Here is a 17,952-nt window from a genome sequence, read left to right as displayed (position 1 = left end):
ATAGATATGCAAAAAGTTGCCATTGTAACCGGTGGCAGCGTCGGCATTGGTAAAGCCATTGCCGAACGTCTGCTCAATCAGGGTTATCAGGTTTTTAATCTGGACATTCAAAGCGCAGCGCATGGTGACTATCGTCACTGTGACGTCAGTGACGTCGACGCTGTACGTCGCACCATTGCTGAGATTATTGCCACCACAGGACGCATTGATGCGCTCGTCTCGAATGCCGGTAAGCATCTCAGCGCCACCATAGAAGACACCGATGAAGACACCCTGGATCAACTTTTTGCCCTGAATGTCAAAGGCGCATACAGCGCCATTCAGGCAGTGCTGCCAACCATGAAGACACAAGGTGATGGCAGTATCGTACTGATCTCTTCGGATCAGGCGCTGGTTGGCAAACCTAACTCTTTTGCATACAATCTGACCAAGGCAGCGTTGGCATCTATGGCAAAAACCACCGCACTGGATTACGCAAGCTACAATATTCGTGCAAATGCAGTGTGCCCAGGTACCATAGAGACCCCCCTGTTTCATCAGGCCATCGACCGTTACTGCGACAAAAGTGGGGCGGATAAGCAAGCGATTGTTGCCGAAGAAGCCGCGCTTCAGCCTCTGGGGCGACTCGGTCAGGCGGATGAAGTTGCAGCATTGGTGGCGTTTTTACTCAGTGCCGACGCCAGCTTTATTACTGGCAGTTTGCAAACCATAGACGGCGGATATACAGCACGATGAATAAGATTATTGACCCGCACCTCCATTTCTTTTCACTCCAGCAGGGTCAATATCACTGGCTGAAACACTCCCCGCCCCCCTGGCCAAACCTGGATCTGATCCGTCAGGACCACCTCCCCGAAGCGCTATTTAACCTGAGCGGTTTTAGCCTTGAGGGGTGTGTACATATCGAGGCGGGGTTTGATAACGACCAGCCAAGACGTGAACTCGAGTGGCTGGCTGAGATATTACCAGCCCCGCGCTACAAAGCGGTAAGCTACGCGCAGATAGATGCCTCGGCCAAACACTTTCGCACCCAATTGGATGCCCTGAAACACCCTAACCTGGTTGCCATTCGGGATATTACTGAAGGTCAGGATGCAATACGCCTGCTCAATCCCCAGGTTGCCGATAACCTGGCTTATCTCAGTGAGTGTGGGTTGCACTTTGAAGCCCAGTTTGAGCTCACCCGCCAGGACGTAGTGCAACGTCTGTATGACATTGGGCACCAACTGCCACAACTGCGGATTGTCCTCAACCACAGCGGCTTAGTCGGTCAGGGCGATAATTGGCAGGACAATGCCAAAAAGCTGTCACGGCTACCGCACTGCGCCATCAAATTTTCCGGGCACGAATTGCTGAACCAGTCCTTGCCGTTGCAAGCCCAACTAGACAGCTTACTGGCCCTGTTTGGCCACGAGCGGGTGATGTTTGCGTCAAACCATCCGGTATGTCTTATTCAACATAGTTATGAAGCGCTTTGGCAACGCTACCAGGCCTTGTGCCAACACGATGAGCAACTGTGGCATCAGCTCAGTTATGCCAATGCCAAACGCTGGTATGGATTCAACGGATCTTAACTAAATCGTAGGCCGCCAGACTGGGCACGATGCTTTGCAGACGGGTTTCTGTTTTATCCAGCGCATTCAGGCACTCACAGTATTCGTCGGCTTTTTCTTCCAGCTGATAGGCCTTCTTTTTCAGAGATTTATCTATCTCACTGGAGATGATCTCCATACGCTGACCCATATCACTGAAACGATCTTCTATGTTACCTTCCCGAGCTTTGAATGCGTCCCCTACCGACACTAAAATTGCCCCCAAAGAACCATGTACCGCAGAGTGGATACGCTCGCTGATCTCTTTAGTAAAAAAGTCATCAATTTTGGACAGCGACTGAGGGGCAATAAAATAGAAGTCCTCGCCCCGCTTAAACTTGTCCATCAAGGCACGCTCAACATATTGCAGCTGAGTTTTTAACACCTCAGGGTCGTTGTCAGACATCCCCTCAACGACCTGCTCTATTGCACTCAGACCCAAATTCACACCATCGGTGGCCAGATTAACCAGCTCAGGCACAGTATCGCGGATCCCAAGCGCATACTCGTTCAGCAGTTGCGTATCCTGATCACTCAGACGGATCCACTTTCCCTTAATCAGCAGCTGATTGTCATTATTAATCTGCACCCGGGTCTGGTTTTTATCCACAATCCGGATCTCTGAATCCGTGATGATCAGACCATGGCCCAGCTCAACATCACATTTTCCGGCAGCCTGAAGCGATGTGGACATCAGCCACAGTACGGGTAGTAATAGGAATTGTATTATACGTAGGGAGAACACGTGCTACCTCCACCTTAAGATAACGTGAGCGTAGCAAATTTAATGCGGCCAACCCACCAGTTTGCGGCAGGACTGGCCAATTTTTGCGCCTAACGGCATGAACACAGGACGATTAACCGGAGCTGCTATTCACAGAAGGCATATCTGGCCAACCTGACATAGGCCTGAGCGCTTTTGTTAAACACATTACTGACCTTGCCATCCCCAAAAGAAAACAACCAGGCATTCGTTGGTGTCCCTTCAACGGTGGTACTGGACCAGTAATTTTTTTCCAATGTCGCCAGAAAAATGGTTTCATTAATGGAAGGCTTCACGCAGCGATGCTCAACGATACTGGCGAGCTCCTTCACATTCGGCAAGTGCCAGTCATTGTAACCCGCAAATTCCTGGGCACTGGCGATTTGTAATGCCTGCTGCCAGCTTAACTCCTGTGCAACGTTATCGCAGCTGCTACTCTCGCTATTGTACACCTGGCCAAATGTACAACGTTGCCACATCAAATTAGTTTGTTTATCACATACCGTGCCATCGGCATTGACCACAAACTGCTCCGAAGGCGTTGTGTCTGGCACAGGCCCTTCAGACGCACAAATTTGCGATGCACTGACGACCTGACTAACGCTCACACTACCCAGCGCGACGATAGATAGAATCACTTTATTCATTAGTCATCCTCCCCGTAACGACGAACCAGCCTGACATAGGCAGTCTGTGACTTATTGCGTGTTACATCATTACCTGTTTTCATATCAATGACGAGCGCCCTAACCAGGTTATCATCTTTGCCATCGGTGCCGTCCACACTGGTTTGCGTAGTCCAGTAATACTGGTGGCCTAACAAAACTTCAGCCGGAACATGCGGGAAATAATCAGGGTCGAGTAAGTAATCACCACTACTATTATGATCCAGCAAATTAGCCAGTTCCATATAGGTCGGTAAACGCCAGTTGTTACCACCACAGAAACTGGCGTCATTAACGGCACTAATCAAAGCTTGTACACCACAGTGTGTGTCTTGTGGACACGTTGAGTTTGCGGCACCCGGTGTCACATTGGCCCCCTCGGTGAGATACCAGGTATAATGGTTTTGCGCATTGCGTTCACTGGTATTGGGCAATATCCCTGCGGTGACCTCTTTGACCTCCCAAATCAAGCCTGTCACGTTGTCCAGTACGCAACTGAAGTCTGTGGCATCGGCTGTCAACGGCTCAAATTCAGCACTGAATTTGGTAAAGTCAAAGGCCTGGTTACCCTGGCCACTTTTAGGTAGAAACTGCACCACGGCGTCACGTCCGAGCTCGGCGTCCTGACCAGGAAAATCGGTGTCCCCGCAGCTGATCTCTGTACTGTTGTTATAACACTTGGCGGTCCCGGTATCATTCAACTTACCCAGGGGTTTGGGCAGAATTTCAATGTTCACCGTATCTGAACCAGTGCGCTGTGCACTGTCGGTTACCGTCACTTTAAAATCAATTGAGGTGGCCTGATTGCCACTTTTGAGCGGCGCCATAAACGTGGTTTTACAAGCTCGCTCATCAGCCAGCGTCACTGTACTGCCATTGCTCACCTGCTCCCACAGACAAGAAAACTGGCCATCAACCGTGACACTTTTGCTGGCATCAAGCGTTACGGTGTCCAGCTCCTGCACTTGTTGATCACTCCCGGCATTAGCCAGTACTAATTCATCATTGGCCACCAAAGAGAGTTGCGTGCTTGAGGTTGCACTGGCACCTTCGTCATCTGTGACAGTTAGTTGCCACTTTACAGTATCCGCCTCAGCTAATAAGGGATGAACAAAGCTCAGCGTAACCTGATCGGTGCGTTCAGCTTTAACCGTGGCGGGTCCTTCAAGCATTTTCCATTGGTACGCCACGATGCGGCCATTTTCGTCATTATCACTGGAGTCTGCCGCAGACAAGGTAATGGTATCGGCATATTTTGCGGTGCCGTCTTCAGGTGCAGTTTGGGTAATTTTGGCGCTTGGTAGTAAATTAACTGACAGCACCTTCACGATAAGAGTGTCACTGGCCGACGTGCCATTAGGTGCCATATAGCTCACCTTAAGCTCTATTTCGCTGTCTCCTTTTACATCCGGCGCAGTGACCGCCAGCTCTTCACCTTCTTGCGGAAAGCCTTCCACAGCCGGACCAGAAACAATCTGCCAGCTAAACACCCCACCGGAAGGTGAACCCAAAGGTTTAAGTGTAAATTCTGTCTTTTCGTTGACGGTAATGTCCGAGCCGGCGTTAACGCTAACACTGATTGTCGGATTTTCATTACCATCAGAGCCCCCGCCGCATGCACTTAAGACACTTGTAAGCCCTAAAGCCAGTACTGATTTCTTCAGCATGGTAACTCCTAAAAAGTTACTTATTCGTTGCACAGTGATGTGTTCACTGCCAACAAAATAGTTGGTCTATGCCAGGGGAGTGTGCGCAACAGACGAGGCTCGCCTCTACTGTACGTGCAAAGTGGTGAACATTTGAAAAGCTTAGAGATAACTATCCTGGTGGATACGAACAAACAACTTTGTGCCTATCTTGCTGTAATCTACCTTATACTCACGCCCATCAAGCGCCTGAATAAACAACAGCCTCTTAACTTCACCGAACACATCCACGCTGGCCACGTGAACTACCTCTAAGTAACGCTCTTTTGCCTCGCGACGGTTTCTTGGCAGTTCTTCTTTAAACGGCAGCAAGCCAGTAGGAGTCACCTTAATTTTCGGGTGATTCTCTCCGTTCACGACTACTAAATCGAGCTTTTTCTCTTTATGGATAAGGGTATTGCGACCACTTTTAATAAAAGCTTTATCAAAGCTCATCTATCTATCCTGTTACTTCATTGCTGAGGTAGCCAACTCACTATGCAAGTTCTTGACCACCTCTTCGGGTGTTAACTTCCAACGATTCATGACAGTGGCAAATTGCCAGATATCCCTGTCCAGTACATTGGCAGGCAACATTAAATCGTAGCCTGTCAGCATCTTAAAGTTTTGCATCCGGTTTGCAAACATCGCCATTAATCCAGAATAATGCTGACCGTTTTCTGAGGTGTAACTCGCCTCTTCTATCAACCATTCTGATGGGCAATTGCCATTACTGCAATGTATTTTAACAGCTTGTAAAAAAATATTCCGCTGTTCTATCAGTAATTTTCCAGCCAACCTGGGCGTCAGGTGGGATAAAAATACATCAATATCCTTTAGTTTAATACCTACGACATTTAACTCAAGCGTTTCAACTCCTTGAGTGACACTTGGCACCCCACTGGAATGAAAATTACTATGCTCAAGTAAGAGTTCACCAAATTTGTGGTGATACACCAGCTGCCCGGGGCTCATTTCAATACTATAATAGGGTTGCTGGCTCTTCAGGAAGCCCAGCATAATCGCAACAATCGCGGCACTCGCCAGTGCAATTTCAAGCACAGAGATCGGCGTCGCCCTTAAGGTGACAAACACCATGATAACAATCAGCGCTATTGCACCAACCAGCATAAACTCAATGCTGTGGCGATTAGCCAGCGCACGTAATCTGACCGGCTCAACCATAACTATAAAACCACAAATAAAAACCGTACATAATGATCCCCCAGAACACCATTTTACGTATTTTCAAACATCTTGGGCATGGCTTGGATTTTTTCATAACGCCTTAATTTTTGGGTACAAAATTCCACATTTAACGAACTTGGGAACTCGCTTTTCGGTTAACGCACAAATATACAGGACGTTCGACGATTTGCTCTATTTGGAATTTTTGTACACTAAAGCCCCGCAGTCAACGAGAATCAATTATGCGCGCCAGTCAATCGGGTAAAGCCCTCTTTCCTTTTATAATTTTAGTGCTTATTGCCCTTTGCGGCTATCTCTATTTGCCCGCCAGTAATGGTAATAGTAAATCATTTTCTGGCGCACCAACTCAAGTAGCCGCTGTCACGATAGAACAACAGAGCCGGGATATTACAATAAATGCCATTGGCTCAGCACGCGCCAATCATGCTCTGAATGTCACCAGCGCACAAAGCGATTACATTAGTGCGTTGTATTTTGATGACGGAGACAGAGTGAAGCGTGGCGATAAACTTGCCCAGCTGCAAGATCTTAAAGAACAGTTGGCAGTGCAAGAGTTAGAGGTCAACCTTAAAGAAGAACACCGTCAGTTAACACGCTTGACAGAATTGGCCAAAACCCAGTCCGCAGCCCGCTCCCAACTCGACAGCCAGCATGCCGTCGTCGATGCGCTGGAAATTCAGTTGCAAACAGCACGGACTAAACTCGCCGAAATGGCCATTTATGCCCCATTCAACGGTATATTGGGTCAACGTTTGGTGTCTGTAGGCAGTTTTGTTGACAACAACAGTGTGCTGGCGACACTGGATGATATCAGCATCATCAAAGTCGATTTTCAGGTCCCGGAAAAATATCTGGCACAGCTCCAGCTTAAGATGCGTGCATCGGCCGCCAGTGATGCGTACCCTGATAAGACGTTTGAAGGCATCATTACACATATCGACCCGCGTATTGATGACAGCACTCGCAGTATTCGCGTCACAGCCAGCTTTGACAACCCGCAAGACCAGCTCAGACCCGGCATGTTGCTACACGTATCGCTGTTTTTGGGTGAGCTTAACGCGCTGATGGTACCGGAGAAGAGCCTGATCCCAAGACAGGACAAACATTTCATCTATACCATCAGTGAAGGCAAAGCCAAACAACAACAAGTTAGTGTGCTATCTCGTTTCCAGGGCTGGGTTGCTGTCGATGGCCTGTCTGCAGGCCAGCAAGTGATCACCGAAGGCACCACCAAAATTCGTAACGGCAGTGCCGTTGTGGTTAAGGGGTAAATCGTGCGGATCACAGATACTGCCGTAAAGCGGCCCGTTTTTGCCATCGTAATCAACCTGCTACTGCTCACCTTTGGTTTAGTGGCTTTTACCATGTTGCCGCTGCGCGAATATCCCGATATCGAAACCCCTGTTGTTAGTGTCAGCACCGATTACACCGGCGCGTCTGCCGAAGTGGTTGAAACCAAGATCACCCAGGTACTGGAAAATCGCATTTCAGGCATTGAAGGCATAAAAAGTATCACGTCTTCCAGCCGCAATGGTCGCTCGAATATCACCATTGAATTCAACATAGACCGCAACATCGACGCCGCAGCCAATGACGTGCGAGAACGTGTATCACGTGCTCTGGACCGGTTACCCGAGCAAGTGCGCCCGCCGGAGGTGTCCAAGTCGAACAGCGATGAAAGTCCGATAGCCTGGTTTGTGCTCAATAGTGAGACCATGGATACACTGCAACTCTCCGATTACGCTCAGCGCTTTATCGTTGACAGACTGGCGGTGGTTGATGGTGTTTCAAACGTGCGTATCGGTGGTGAACGTAAATATGCCATGAAGATCTGGCTGGATCGGCGTGCTATGGCAGCCCGAGACATCACCGCCAGCGACATTGAGCAAGTATTGCGGAACGAAAATGTCGAGCTTCCCGCCGGGGAAATTGAGTCTCTGGATCGTGACTTCGCGGTGCGTATTGCACGTAGCTACAAAACTCAGGAAGACTTTGACAACCTGGTGATCAAACGCGGTGCACAGGGCTACCTGGTCAGACTGGGTGAAGTCGCCGATGTGCGCCTCGAAGCGGCCGATGTGGAAAGCACCTTCCGTGGTAACGGCAAAAACATGATAGGCCTGGGCATTGTCAAACAAGCTAAGGCCAATACCCTGGATGTGGTCGACAATGCCCGCAAGGAACTGGAAAAAATCAAACGTAACCTGCCTGAAGGGACCACCATTCAGGACAGCTATGACTCATCGGTGTTTATTCGCGAGTCCATCATTGAAGTGTATCGCACCTTGGGTATAGCCATGGGCCTGGTGGTATTGGTGATATTTCTGTTCCTCGGTAACATTCGCGCTACTCTGATCCCAGCTATCACGGTGCCGATTGCACTGATCGCAACCTTTACCTTCCTGTTCGCCATGGGATATTCCATCAATCTACTCACTCTGCTGGCACTGGTACTCGCCATCGGCCTGGTGGTTGATGATGCCATTGTGATGCTGGAAAACATCCATCGCCGGATCGAACTGGGTGAACCCAGATTGCTGGCCACCTACCGGGGCGCCCGCGAGGTCGGATTTGCGATTATCGCCACCACACTCGTGTTAGTGGCGGTGTTCGTCCCGCTGGTATTTATGGAAGGACGCATTGGTGCCTTGTTTACCGAATTTGCCTTAGCCGTCAGTGCGGCGGTGATTTTCTCGAGTATCACAGCGCTCACCTTGTCACCAGCTTTGTGTTCTAAAGTATTGAAGGCCAGTAATAAAGAAAGCAAATTCTCGCAGTGGATGGACAGACAGTTTAGCCGCCTCGAGTCTGGCTATCGCAATGTGATCAGCGACAACATCACCCGACGCTATAGCCTGCTCCTGACCCTTGCACTGGCCGGTTTTGCCAGCTTTGCGCTGTTTCAACAGATCCCCTCAGAACTAACGCCCAAAGAAGACCGCGGCACCTTCTTCATCATGATGAATGGCCCTGAAGGGGCCAGTTACGAAAACAACGCGGCTAATATGGCGGAAATTGAGCAGCGTTTACTGCCTTATGTTGAACAGGAAGAACTGAGCCGCGTGCTGGTCAGGGTGCCTGGTTGGGGAGGCCGTGGCGGCGTCGCGATTGTGGGCATGCCAGATTGGGACGAACGTAAACGTTCAACCTGGGAAGTCATGGGTGAAATAAGCGGTAAAATGCGTGATGTCACCGATGTGCGCGCCTTTGCTATCATGCGTCGTGGCATAGGGGGTGGGGGTCAGTCTCGTCCCATCGAGTTCGTGTTGCAAGGCAATGACTACGACGAGTTGGTCGACTGGCGGGATCGTATCCTAAAACGTGCACGCACCAACCAGGGCCTGGTCAGACTCGACCACGATTATAAAGAGACCTTTCCACAATTTTTAATCAGTATCGACAAGCTAAAGGCCGCCGATCTGGGCGTCTCTGTCAGTGACATTGGCCGCACGCTTGAAACCATGCTGGGCCAGCGTCGTGTAACCACCTTCATAGATAGAGGTGAGGAATACGATGTGATCCTCAAAGGAACTAAGGCCGATTTCAGCGCCCCCCATGACATTGCTGACATTTATGTTACTTCGCGTAGCGATCAGTTGGTGCCGCTGGATAGCCTGATCACCATTCGTGAAGAAGCCACGGCCTCTCGCCTGAATCGCTACAATCGAATGCGTGCAATCACCATCACGGCTAACCTCGCACCTGGCTACACACTGGAGCAGGCGCTGGACTTCCTGAACCAGGTCGCTGCAGAAGAAAATGACATTGACGGTGCCATCGACTATAAGGGCGAATCCCAGCTGTTTTATGAAGGGGCATCGGCCATGACCTATGTCTTTATTTTGGCCCTGACCGTGACATTCTTGGTGCTGGCTGCGCAGTTTGAAAGCTTTGTTCACCCTCTGGTGATCATGCTGACGGTGCCACTGGGCCTGGTGGGTGCCATGTTTGGTCTGTACGCCACTGACAGCTCACTGAATATTTACAGCCAGATAGGCATTGTCATGCTGATTGGCCTCAGTGCTAAAAATGGTATTCTGATCGTTGAGTTTGCCAACCAGCTTAGAGACAAAGGGGTTGCATTCGAACAGGCGATTATTGATGCTGCTGTACAGCGACTCAGACCCATTATTATGACCTCTCTGACGACGGTAATGAGCGCCATCCCACTGGTGCTGGCGTCGGGTCCGGGCTCAGAAAGCCGGATGGTGATTGGGGTGGTGGTGTTTGCCGGGGTCAGTGTCGCAACCATCTTAACCCTGTTTGTGATCCCCTGTGCGTACAGCATGCTTGCACGCCGCACTCAGTCACCACAGGCCACCAGTGACAAGCTGCTTGAACAACATGATGCTCACCCTCAAACACAACAGGAACGGGAGATATAATGATGAATCAGTGTATTGCCACCTTTGGTGGAGGCTGTTTTTGGTGTATCGACGCCGCCTTTCGCAGAGTTAAAGGCGTCACGAACGTGGCTTCTGGTTATGCCGGCGGCCACACCGACAACCCCAGCTACGAGCAGATCTGCACCGGCCAAAGCGGTCATGCCGAGGTGGTCCAGATCAGCTTTGATCCTCAGCAGATCGATTTTTCAGCTTTATTAGCTATGTTCTTTGCGCTCCATGACCCAACCCAGCTGAACCGTCAGGGCAATGACATTGGCACTCAGTATCGCAGCGTAGTGTTCTATCATTCAGAAGAGCAACGGGCATTAACTCAGCACTATATTGAGCAATTATCCCCCACTATGAGTGCGCCGATAGTTACCGAAGTGACGGCCAACACGCACTTTTACCCGGCAGAACAGTATCATCAGGATTACTACACCAATAACCCCAACCAGGGTTACTGTAGCGTGATGATAGCCCCCAAACTAGCCGCATTCGCTGAGAAGTTTGCTGAGCATCTCGACTCGTGAATTCAGTACTTCAGATCAAAAAAGGAGGCTAAGCCTCCTTTTTTACTCCCCTTCTACTTAGAAGGTGATCCGAGTACCTACATAGACCTGTCTGCCCGGCGGTTCATAAGGTAACAAGGTACCGTCGGCCGTTTTACTGGCCACTGAGGTAAAGTATTCCTTATCAGTCAGGTTTTCCAGTCTCATTGTCAGTGCAACGGGTTCAAGCAATTGATAGTTGGCGCTAAGATTAAAGACAGTGTAAGACGGCAGATCGGTATCAAAGTAGCTGATCGACGGACGCTTATCACGGTATTGCATCGCCAGTCTCACATCCAGCTTGTCCCACTGCTTTGACAGAACATAGTTAAACGCTTTGCCAGCGCGGCGAGGCAAGTCTTCGCGCTTTTCTTTGTCTCTGGCATTCAGAAAGGTCAGATTGGCTGCATGCTCCAGGCCCAGCGCCGAAAATTGTGCACTTAACTCAATTCCTTTCATGTGCGCACGGCCCACATTAGCAGGAATGTACTTGTTTGTTTGCGCGTCAAATTCGTTGCTGATCAGGTTATCAATGCGGTTATCGAAGATGGCCACATCATAGCGTACCGAGGCCGTTTCCACCGTCACACCTAACTCATTGTAGGTACCTTCTTCCGGCTTAATTTCGATGTTAGGCAAATACCAGGGGCTGTCTTTGACAAACGCATTGGTTAAGCTGGGGGCACGAAATGCAGTGCCATGATTTACCCGAAAGGTGACGATGTCGGATGCTCTGAAGCCAACATCAGCCGTATACGTATTCGCACGTCCGTGATGTTCATAGTCATCACTGCGCACGACTGCATTCAGCAACCAGCGCTTGTCGTCGTAAAATGCAGCGGCAAATACAGCGGTATTATCGCGCTCTGCAATCGAGAATTGCGCGCTTGATGAAGACAGGTCCTCATTCAGACGACTCACACCGCCCATCAGCTGAACAGCTGGTGTCATTTTGTAGCGTGCGCGGTATTCAATTTCATCCCGCTTAGTGCTGTAAACATCATTGGGTGGTGGTTGTGTGCCATCTGGTACAACCGACAGGAATTGTGTATTTTCTTCCTGGGCCAGACTGATAGACGCTTCCTGGATCAATACGTCCGATTGCTTCTGCCACGCCAGCTTAGTGGTGTGATTATCAAACTTGTACGCATCATTGCCAAAGGAGGCATCGTAATCCGCTTCTCCCTCACTACGCTGTGCATAGAGCGCAAGTTGGCCGTATTGCGCCAAGTCGTAGCCCAGTTTAATGCCCATATTGGTGTTGTCATAAGCGTCACTGTCATGCTCTTTAGAGCGCGGTGCTGCGGGATCTTTGGCTGTCACGTCATAACCATCAGTGCTCTCATAACCAAAATGATAATTCACTGTCAGCTTATCTGCCTCAAATTGGCCAGCCAACTGAGCGCCGCCATAGTTACGGCTGCCCGAAGTCAGTGCCAGTTGATGGCCCTTCTGTTCACGGGTAATGATGTTAATCACCCCGGCAACGGCGTCAGAGCCATAAATGGCCGCACGTGCGCCTTTGAGTACTTCAATGCGCTCAATGCTGTTTACCGGAATATTCGTAAAAGATACATCGCCCGAGTTGGCATCACTGATCCGCACGCCATCCACTAACACTAAGGTATATTTAGTGGCAGCACCACGTACAAAGACACTGGTCTTCTGGCCATAACCACCGCTTCGCACCACATCAATGCCTGCTAAATTGTTAAGCAAGGTGGGCACATCACGCACATTAGCACGCTCAATTTCAGCACGCTCAACCACCGCCACAGAGGTCAACGTATCCACACTGGCTTGTTCAAATTTGTTCGCTGTAATCGTGATATGTTCAATGTCTTGCGCTGACAACACAGAGAAAGGCAGCACAGCCAGCATGGCCGTGGTTAAAGTAGATTTTTTAAACATGGGTTCCCCTGATCCACGCCCACCGCGTGAACTACAACTATATGAGTGTGCTTCAGGGCCGGTTTCCGGACTTACCTACCACAACCTCTTGGTTGCGATAAGCTCACCGTTGCGGGGGCAGTGCCGGACTAATGCCTGTTCCTATGGCATGCACCAGCTTCCCGATTATTCAGATCTTTAAGAGACTCCAGGCTCCTGATCTGACACCCTGAAAAATTGGCGCTATTGTCGGAGATTTGGGAATAAAAAGCAACGGACGTCTAGCATGCTAAAAATATTTATTGATCTTTAACATGCCAAACACAAGAAAGGTGGAACTTACGTGATTAATCCCGGAAGTTTTTAAACTGGAAAGGCTGACCAAGCTCGGCGCCTCGGATCAACTGCATGGTTTCTTGCAAATCATCACGCTTTTTACCAGTCACACGTACCGTTTCGCCCTGAATTGAAGCCTGCACTTTGATCTTCGAATCTTTGATGGCCTTAACCACTTTCTTTGCCATATCTTTGTCGATACCTTGCTTCAGCATCACTTTACGTGACACGTACTTACCCGACTTTTCAACCGCTTTTAGCTCGAAGCTGGCAACGTCCAGACCACGTTTTGCGGCTTTCCCAACCAGCATATCGAACAATTGCATCACCTGCTGTTCTGACTCACTTTTCAGCGTGATCACTTCGTCGTTCAGCTCAAATGAGGCTTCTACACCACGGAAATCAAAACGCGTGCTCAGTTCACGATCAGCGTTGTCAACAGTGTTTCTCGCCTCAGTCATATCAATTTCAGACACAATGTCAAAAGAAGGCATATCTAGCTCCTGGATAATGTTTTCCCGGATTATAGCAACCCAAGGGCCACGGCGCGACTACCCTTTGAACACACGTTTTATAATTCGGAACGGAATTACGTAGCTTCATCCCATTTTCAGATTTCAATGATATACTGGATTTTTCACCCCTAATGATTTGGAAGTATTTGTGGCGCGTCGACTTTATCAATGCCTGTTGTTACTCTCTTTGGCCGTGTGCACCTTTTTGTTTGCCAAAGAGATCCAAACCAATCAAATTGTTAGATTTGAACACGCCGATAAAGTCGCCCACTTTGGAGTGTTTTTCATCCTGGCATTTTTCTCTCACCATGCGTTTCGCTTTAAGATCTGGTTTCATCTCGTGCTGTTAACACTCTACGGTGCTGGCATTGAGTGGATGCAAGATTCACTCCCCTATCGCCAAGCCTCCTGGGGTGACTTTATTGCCGATCTTGCGGGCGCTGTCAGCTACTTTGTTGCCTATTGGATTTATTATCGCAAAACAGGCAAATCATATGGCTGAGCTGTTTATTGTCGGCAAAGGGGCAGTAGGCCTGTTGCTGGCCGAAAAACTGGCGAGTACCCATCAGGTTACCCTAATCACCCGAACACCTACTGAGGCGGTATTTTTTCAAACGCATCTAAAGCGCCAGCAGCTGGCCGTGAAGTGCGTGACCTGGCAAGTTCTGGCGCAACAACAACAGCCTGTTTCACTGTGTATTATTCCGGTTAAATCCTATCAGCTTACTCATGCCTTTATGTCTCTGAAGCCTCACCTTACTCAGAATGCCAATGTCATTTTGAGCCACAACGGGATCCAGGCGTTAACGCCCATCATCGAGACACTTGACGCTCAGCAGGGATTGTTTTTTCTTTCTACCAGTATGGGTGGGTGGAAGCCTGACAGTACAACCGTTGAATATACCGGCCCCGGCAAAAGCCTATTCGGCCCCTGTAACCCAGTGGCACAGCAGCGCGCACAAAGGGTATTTAAGCATCTCGTTGAACCTGCATTGCAAGGCGCAGAGCTGACCTATGATATTCAGCTATTGCGATGGCAAAAGCTGTGTGTCAACCTGGCCATCAATCCACTCAGTGCCCTTACCGGACTCAAAAATGGTCGCCTACGTGCGCCTTGCTATGCCAGCCTGGTATTATCTGTATTAAATGAGGCCTGCACGATTGCCAATCATATTGGCGTACCACTAAAACTCAGCGAAGAGCTGACGCGCGCTTACCAGGTCATGACCCTGACGGCTGACAACTTTTCTTCAATGGCTCAGGATGTCAGCAACCACAGACGTACAGAAATAGATGCTATGTGTGGTTATGTCAACGAGCTGGCAATACAATTAGGGATCACAGCCCCGCACAATGCTCGCCTGCTCAAGCAGGTACAGTCACTGCACACCATCAATAAGTCGTATTAAGCCCGTTTACAGTGCTCTATTTTCACGACTTTATTCTGTAAAAAGTAACCTGAGCGCCCAAAAAGCACCCCGGACTCATAAAATTCAAATTTTTAGATAATGATTTTTATTTAGATTATCTGCAGTTTTTACAACAATCGTCTTTCATGATGCAGCGTCACTTTATGCACACCCAGACCAACAGCGCACGTTAAGCAATAAAATGACACATTTGTCACGCTACAGACCATGCATGAATTATTCATTGTCAAATGATGCGCGTGAATAAAGAGCATGTAAATGGTTCGATAATGGAGACTAATTTAGTATCCAGTCCAACTATAGATACGGCAAACATGAAATATTTTTTCTTATCGATTAGACAAAAGTCTATTTTGTAACACCTGAACCCAACTGAATAATTACCCATGTGTGAGGTAATATATATTCACCCATTCAACCAGCATTGAAAACAGAATACGCAATTCAAAGGTTTATGAAATGTAAACAACAAGAAAACACAGTATAAACCGTACTTAATATTGGGAAATTTTTTTGCTACCATGCCCGCGATTTCAACAGCCTTTACTTTAATCAAGAAGGATTTAATATGAACTCAAAGGTTTGGTTGCCGCTGTGCTGTGCTGTTATTTTGAGTGGCTGTAATAGCATTTCTCAACAAGCACCAGTGCAATCTCTTGCTCAAGAGACAGACGCTCTAAAAAAATCAGTCATATTTATTCATGGTGCGCATTCTAAAGGAACAGCCTGGTCGACAGTACAATCTCAACTGACAAAACAGGGGATCAGAAACTACGTCGTTGACTTACCTGGGCGCAAAACCACCATAGATCCTAAATCCATCACCTTGGATCACGCAGCTCAAAGTTTATGTACACATTTACGATCGTATCCCCAACCACAGGCACTGGTCGCACATAGCCAGGGCGGTGCTATTGTCCACAAAGCCATCACGCTATGCAGTGATGTCAACATTAGCGACATCATCTACGTCAGCGCCGTTGCACCGATAGAAGGCGCAAAGCCTTTTGCCTTACTAAGTAAACAGGACGAAGAGCATTATTTTTCCGGTATCACGTATGAAGATGGCTGGATGAAGATTTCCGACAAGTCTGCCTATTTATCTTCGTTCACTGAAGCGCACAGCAAAACCCAGCAACAGTTTGTACTGGACAATTCAGTCGATGAGCCAGCCATCACCGGAGATGGCAAAGTGATGCTGAGCAAAACCACTTTGGCACCCATTAACAAAGCCTATGTTTTTGCCACTCAGGACAAAATTATTTCCCTGTCCTCGCAAAAGAAAATTGCTGAATCCATCGGTATTACTCAAACCTATAGCCTGGATTCCGGCCATTTGCCGATGCTCACCAAACCACTTGAACTGGCTGAGGTCATCACTCAGGCCTTGCAACTTTAAACACGCAAACAAGGATTGAAAAGTATGCAAAAAGGTATTTCAAACAGTATTCCCGATCCAATGATTGTGCTCAATAGCGTGCGGGCATTGCAAGACAACAGCCTTGCCTCGCAACCGACTGTGACTATCGTTGGTGCCGGTGTCGCAGGCCTCAGTGCGGCCTATGAGCTGCTCAGACTGGGGGCAAAAGTGACCCTTTTGGAAGCAGACCCCAGTCACATTGGCGGACGTGTCAGAACACTGCGAGAGTCTGACAAATTATACGCGGAGCTGGGGGCAATGCGGATCCCGACAGAGCACCACCTGACGCGTCATTACATCCGCGAAATGGGACTGGAAATGCGTCATTTTGTTCAGGAAAATGACAAGACCTTTGCCATGATCCGAGGTCAGAAAGTCCCCCGTAGTGAAGCCGGGTTCGAACAGTTAAAACAGCATTTTTCCCTCAGACCGGCAGAGCAAAAAATGTCCGCCGATAACATGTGGGAAATTGCGGTCACTGAGGTCCTCAATTCACTCAGCAGCGATGAAAAAAAAGCGCTTTATAACAGAACATTAGACAGTGAGAAGCTCAAAGCACTGGATGACATGTCGTTAAAAGACGCGTTCGTTGCGGCCGGGTTAAGCCTCGATGCACTGGAATACGTCAGTGCCATTTATGGCGTATCCACACTGATGCAAACGTCCTTTTCCGAGCATCTCAGAGAAGAGCTGGAGCGCGTCTGGTTTGATGGTTTCGACGAAGTCGTTGGGGGCACCGATTTACTGCCTCGCAAACTGTTCGAAAAAATCCAGCATGGCGTGCAGTTTAAAGCGGGCGCGCGGGTAATCGCCATAGACAACCAGGCCAGTGGCGTTGCTGTCACTTACCAGCTCAGAGATCGCTCTAAACACACACTGCGTTCAGACTTTGTAATTTGTACATTGCCCTTTGGTGTACTCGGCAAGGTAGACTTTAAGCAGTCCATCAACCCGCTCAAGTCCCGAGCATTTGCACAGGTCAATTATGATTCGGCGACCAAAGTGCTGATCCGAACGAAAAACCGTTTCTGGGAACTCAACGAAGGCATTTATGGCGGCAGCACCATCTACGATGTGGGCCTGGGTCATACCTGGTTCCCGGCAGACAACGCGCAACGCAAAGATCCGCAGGTATCGCGCTCTCCCAGTTATTTGCTGGCATCTTACACCTGGGGCCAGCATGCGCGCCGGGTCGATACACTGAATAACTTCGAGCTTAAAGAATTTATTTACACTGAGCTGAAGAAAGTGCATCCCTATATCGAACGCGACGATATTTTGAGTGTGCTGCGCTGGAGCTGGACGAATCACACCCATTCAGCAGGCGCTTACGCCTTTTTTAACCCCAGAGACCATCAGGATTATTACGCACTGATGAGCGAGCCTGAACAGCGCTTATGTTTCGCCGGAGAACATTGCTCCCTTTACCACTCATGGATCCAGGGTGCCCTGGTATCGGCGCTGGAAGCCGTCCAGTACATAAGTCAAAAAGCATAACTATTTTAAGGAAA

At 48.9% G+C, this 17,952-nt stretch carries 16 protein-coding genes and 1 riboswitch; of the genes, 9 read left to right on the top strand and 7 right to left on the bottom strand.

Translation table 11 applies throughout. The features are described from left to right. Positions 1-6 precede the first annotated feature (6 nt). Together AT705_RS14580 and AT705_RS14575 are read left to right on the top strand one after the other, a co-directional pair. Positions 7-735, top strand: coding sequence for an SDR family NAD(P)-dependent oxidoreductase (locus AT705_RS14580; RefSeq protein WP_058797123.1), 729 nt, complete (start codon positions 7-9; stop codon positions 733-735). Beyond that, a complete protein-coding gene (locus tag AT705_RS14575; RefSeq protein ID WP_058797122.1) occupies positions 732-1,574 on the top strand; it encodes an amidohydrolase family protein in 843 nt (280 codons plus the stop codon). The genes AT705_RS14580 and AT705_RS14575 overlap by 4 nt, the downstream gene beginning before the upstream one ends. Here the strand turns inward: AT705_RS14575 and AT705_RS14570 are convergent. The 5 genes from AT705_RS14570 to AT705_RS14550 all read right to left on the bottom strand — a co-directional run bounded on the left by AT705_RS14570 (position 1,561) and on the right by AT705_RS14550 (position 5,890). After that, positions 1,561-2,286: a YggN family protein gene (locus AT705_RS14570; protein WP_049863205.1), complete on the bottom strand. Its 726-nt coding sequence runs from the start codon at positions 2,284-2,286 to the stop codon at positions 1,561-1,563. The two genes, AT705_RS14575 and AT705_RS14570, sit on opposite strands and share 14 nt — an antisense overlap. A gap of 176 nt (positions 2,287-2,462) precedes the next feature. Beyond that, complete coding sequence (locus AT705_RS14565; RefSeq protein WP_049863204.1) at positions 2,463-3,002, bottom strand: Lcl C-terminal domain-containing protein; 540 nt, start codon at positions 3,000-3,002, stop codon at positions 2,463-2,465. Next, positions 3,002-4,687: an Lcl C-terminal domain-containing protein gene (locus AT705_RS14560; protein ID WP_058797121.1), complete on the bottom strand. Its 1,686-nt coding sequence runs from the start codon at positions 4,685-4,687 to the stop codon at positions 3,002-3,004. The genes AT705_RS14565 and AT705_RS14560 overlap by 1 nt, the downstream gene beginning before the upstream one ends. Positions 4,688-4,828: 141 nt before the next feature. Continuing rightward, positions 4,829-5,161 carry a hypothetical protein gene (locus AT705_RS14555; RefSeq protein WP_058797120.1) on the bottom strand — a complete coding sequence of 111 codons (333 nt, stop codon included), beginning with the start codon at positions 5,159-5,161 and terminating at the stop codon, positions 4,829-4,831. 12 nt (positions 5,162-5,173) lie between these two features. Continuing rightward, positions 5,174-5,890 carry a DUF2982 domain-containing protein gene (locus AT705_RS14550; RefSeq protein ID WP_058797119.1) on the bottom strand — a complete coding sequence of 239 codons (717 nt, stop codon included), beginning with the start codon at positions 5,888-5,890 and terminating at the stop codon, positions 5,174-5,176. A gap of 245 nt (positions 5,891-6,135) precedes the next feature. Here AT705_RS14550 and AT705_RS14545 point away from each other — a divergent pair, with 245 nt between their 5' ends. From AT705_RS14545 to msrA, 3 genes are read left to right on the top strand one after another with little or no spacing between them, the layout of a single operon-like run. Next, the gene (locus tag AT705_RS14545; RefSeq protein WP_058797118.1) at positions 6,136-7,185 is read left to right on the top strand and encodes an efflux RND transporter periplasmic adaptor subunit; all 1,050 of its coding nucleotides are present in this window, start codon (positions 6,136-6,138) and stop codon (positions 7,183-7,185) included. Positions 7,186-7,188: 3 nt separating this feature from the next. Then, positions 7,189-10,299: an efflux RND transporter permease subunit gene (locus AT705_RS14540; protein ID WP_058797117.1), complete on the top strand. Its 3,111-nt coding sequence runs from the start codon at positions 7,189-7,191 to the stop codon at positions 10,297-10,299. After that, entirely contained in the window at positions 10,299-10,832 is a 534-nt protein-coding gene (gene msrA, locus AT705_RS14535; protein WP_058797116.1) for a peptide-methionine (S)-S-oxide reductase MsrA, read from the top strand. Before AT705_RS14540 ends, msrA begins: the two co-directional genes overlap by 1 nt. A gap of 57 nt (positions 10,833-10,889) precedes the next feature. On the opposite strand, the gene AT705_RS14530 is transcribed toward msrA, so the two are convergent. Both AT705_RS14530 and AT705_RS14525 read right to left on the bottom strand, forming a co-directional pair. Continuing rightward, entirely contained in the window at positions 10,890-12,761 is a 1,872-nt protein-coding gene (locus tag AT705_RS14530) for a TonB-dependent receptor domain-containing protein (RefSeq protein WP_058797115.1), read from the bottom strand. A gap of 39 nt (positions 12,762-12,800) precedes the next feature. Continuing rightward, a riboswitch (cobalamin riboswitch) is annotated at positions 12,801-12,982 on the bottom strand. Between the two features lie 105 nt (positions 12,983-13,087). After that, entirely contained in the window at positions 13,088-13,570 is a 483-nt protein-coding gene (locus AT705_RS14525; protein ID WP_049863200.1) for a YajQ family cyclic di-GMP-binding protein, read from the bottom strand. Positions 13,571-13,739: 169 nt separating this feature from the next. On the opposite strand from AT705_RS14525, the gene AT705_RS14520 reads away from it, so the two are divergent. The 4 genes from AT705_RS14520 to AT705_RS14505 all read left to right on the top strand — a co-directional run bounded on the left by AT705_RS14520 (position 13,740) and on the right by AT705_RS14505 (position 17,938). Further along, the gene (locus AT705_RS14520; RefSeq protein WP_208856739.1) at positions 13,740-14,093 is read left to right on the top strand and encodes a VanZ family protein; all 354 of its coding nucleotides are present in this window, start codon (positions 13,740-13,742) and stop codon (positions 14,091-14,093) included. Then, a complete protein-coding gene (locus tag AT705_RS14515) occupies positions 14,086-15,000 on the top strand; it encodes a ketopantoate reductase family protein (RefSeq protein WP_058797114.1) in 915 nt (304 codons plus the stop codon). The genes AT705_RS14520 and AT705_RS14515 overlap by 8 nt, the downstream gene beginning before the upstream one ends. Positions 15,001-15,589: 589 nt before the next feature. Then, positions 15,590-16,420 (top strand): alpha/beta hydrolase, encoded by an 831-nt coding sequence (locus AT705_RS14510; protein ID WP_058797113.1) that lies wholly within the window; start codon positions 15,590-15,592, stop codon positions 16,418-16,420. Positions 16,421-16,444: 24 nt separating this feature from the next. Then, on the top strand, positions 16,445-17,938 hold the full coding sequence (locus AT705_RS14505) for a flavin monoamine oxidase family protein (protein WP_058797112.1): 1,494 nt from the start codon (positions 16,445-16,447) through the stop codon (positions 17,936-17,938). The last annotated feature ends 14 nt before the right edge of the window (positions 17,939-17,952 follow it).

Origin of the sequence: Pseudoalteromonas rubra, assembly GCF_001482385.1 — a bacterium.
In the GTDB taxonomy this organism is placed as follows: domain Bacteria; phylum Pseudomonadota; class Gammaproteobacteria; order Enterobacterales; family Alteromonadaceae; genus Pseudoalteromonas; species Pseudoalteromonas ardens.
This window is presented reverse-complemented; position numbering and strand designations above follow the sequence as displayed.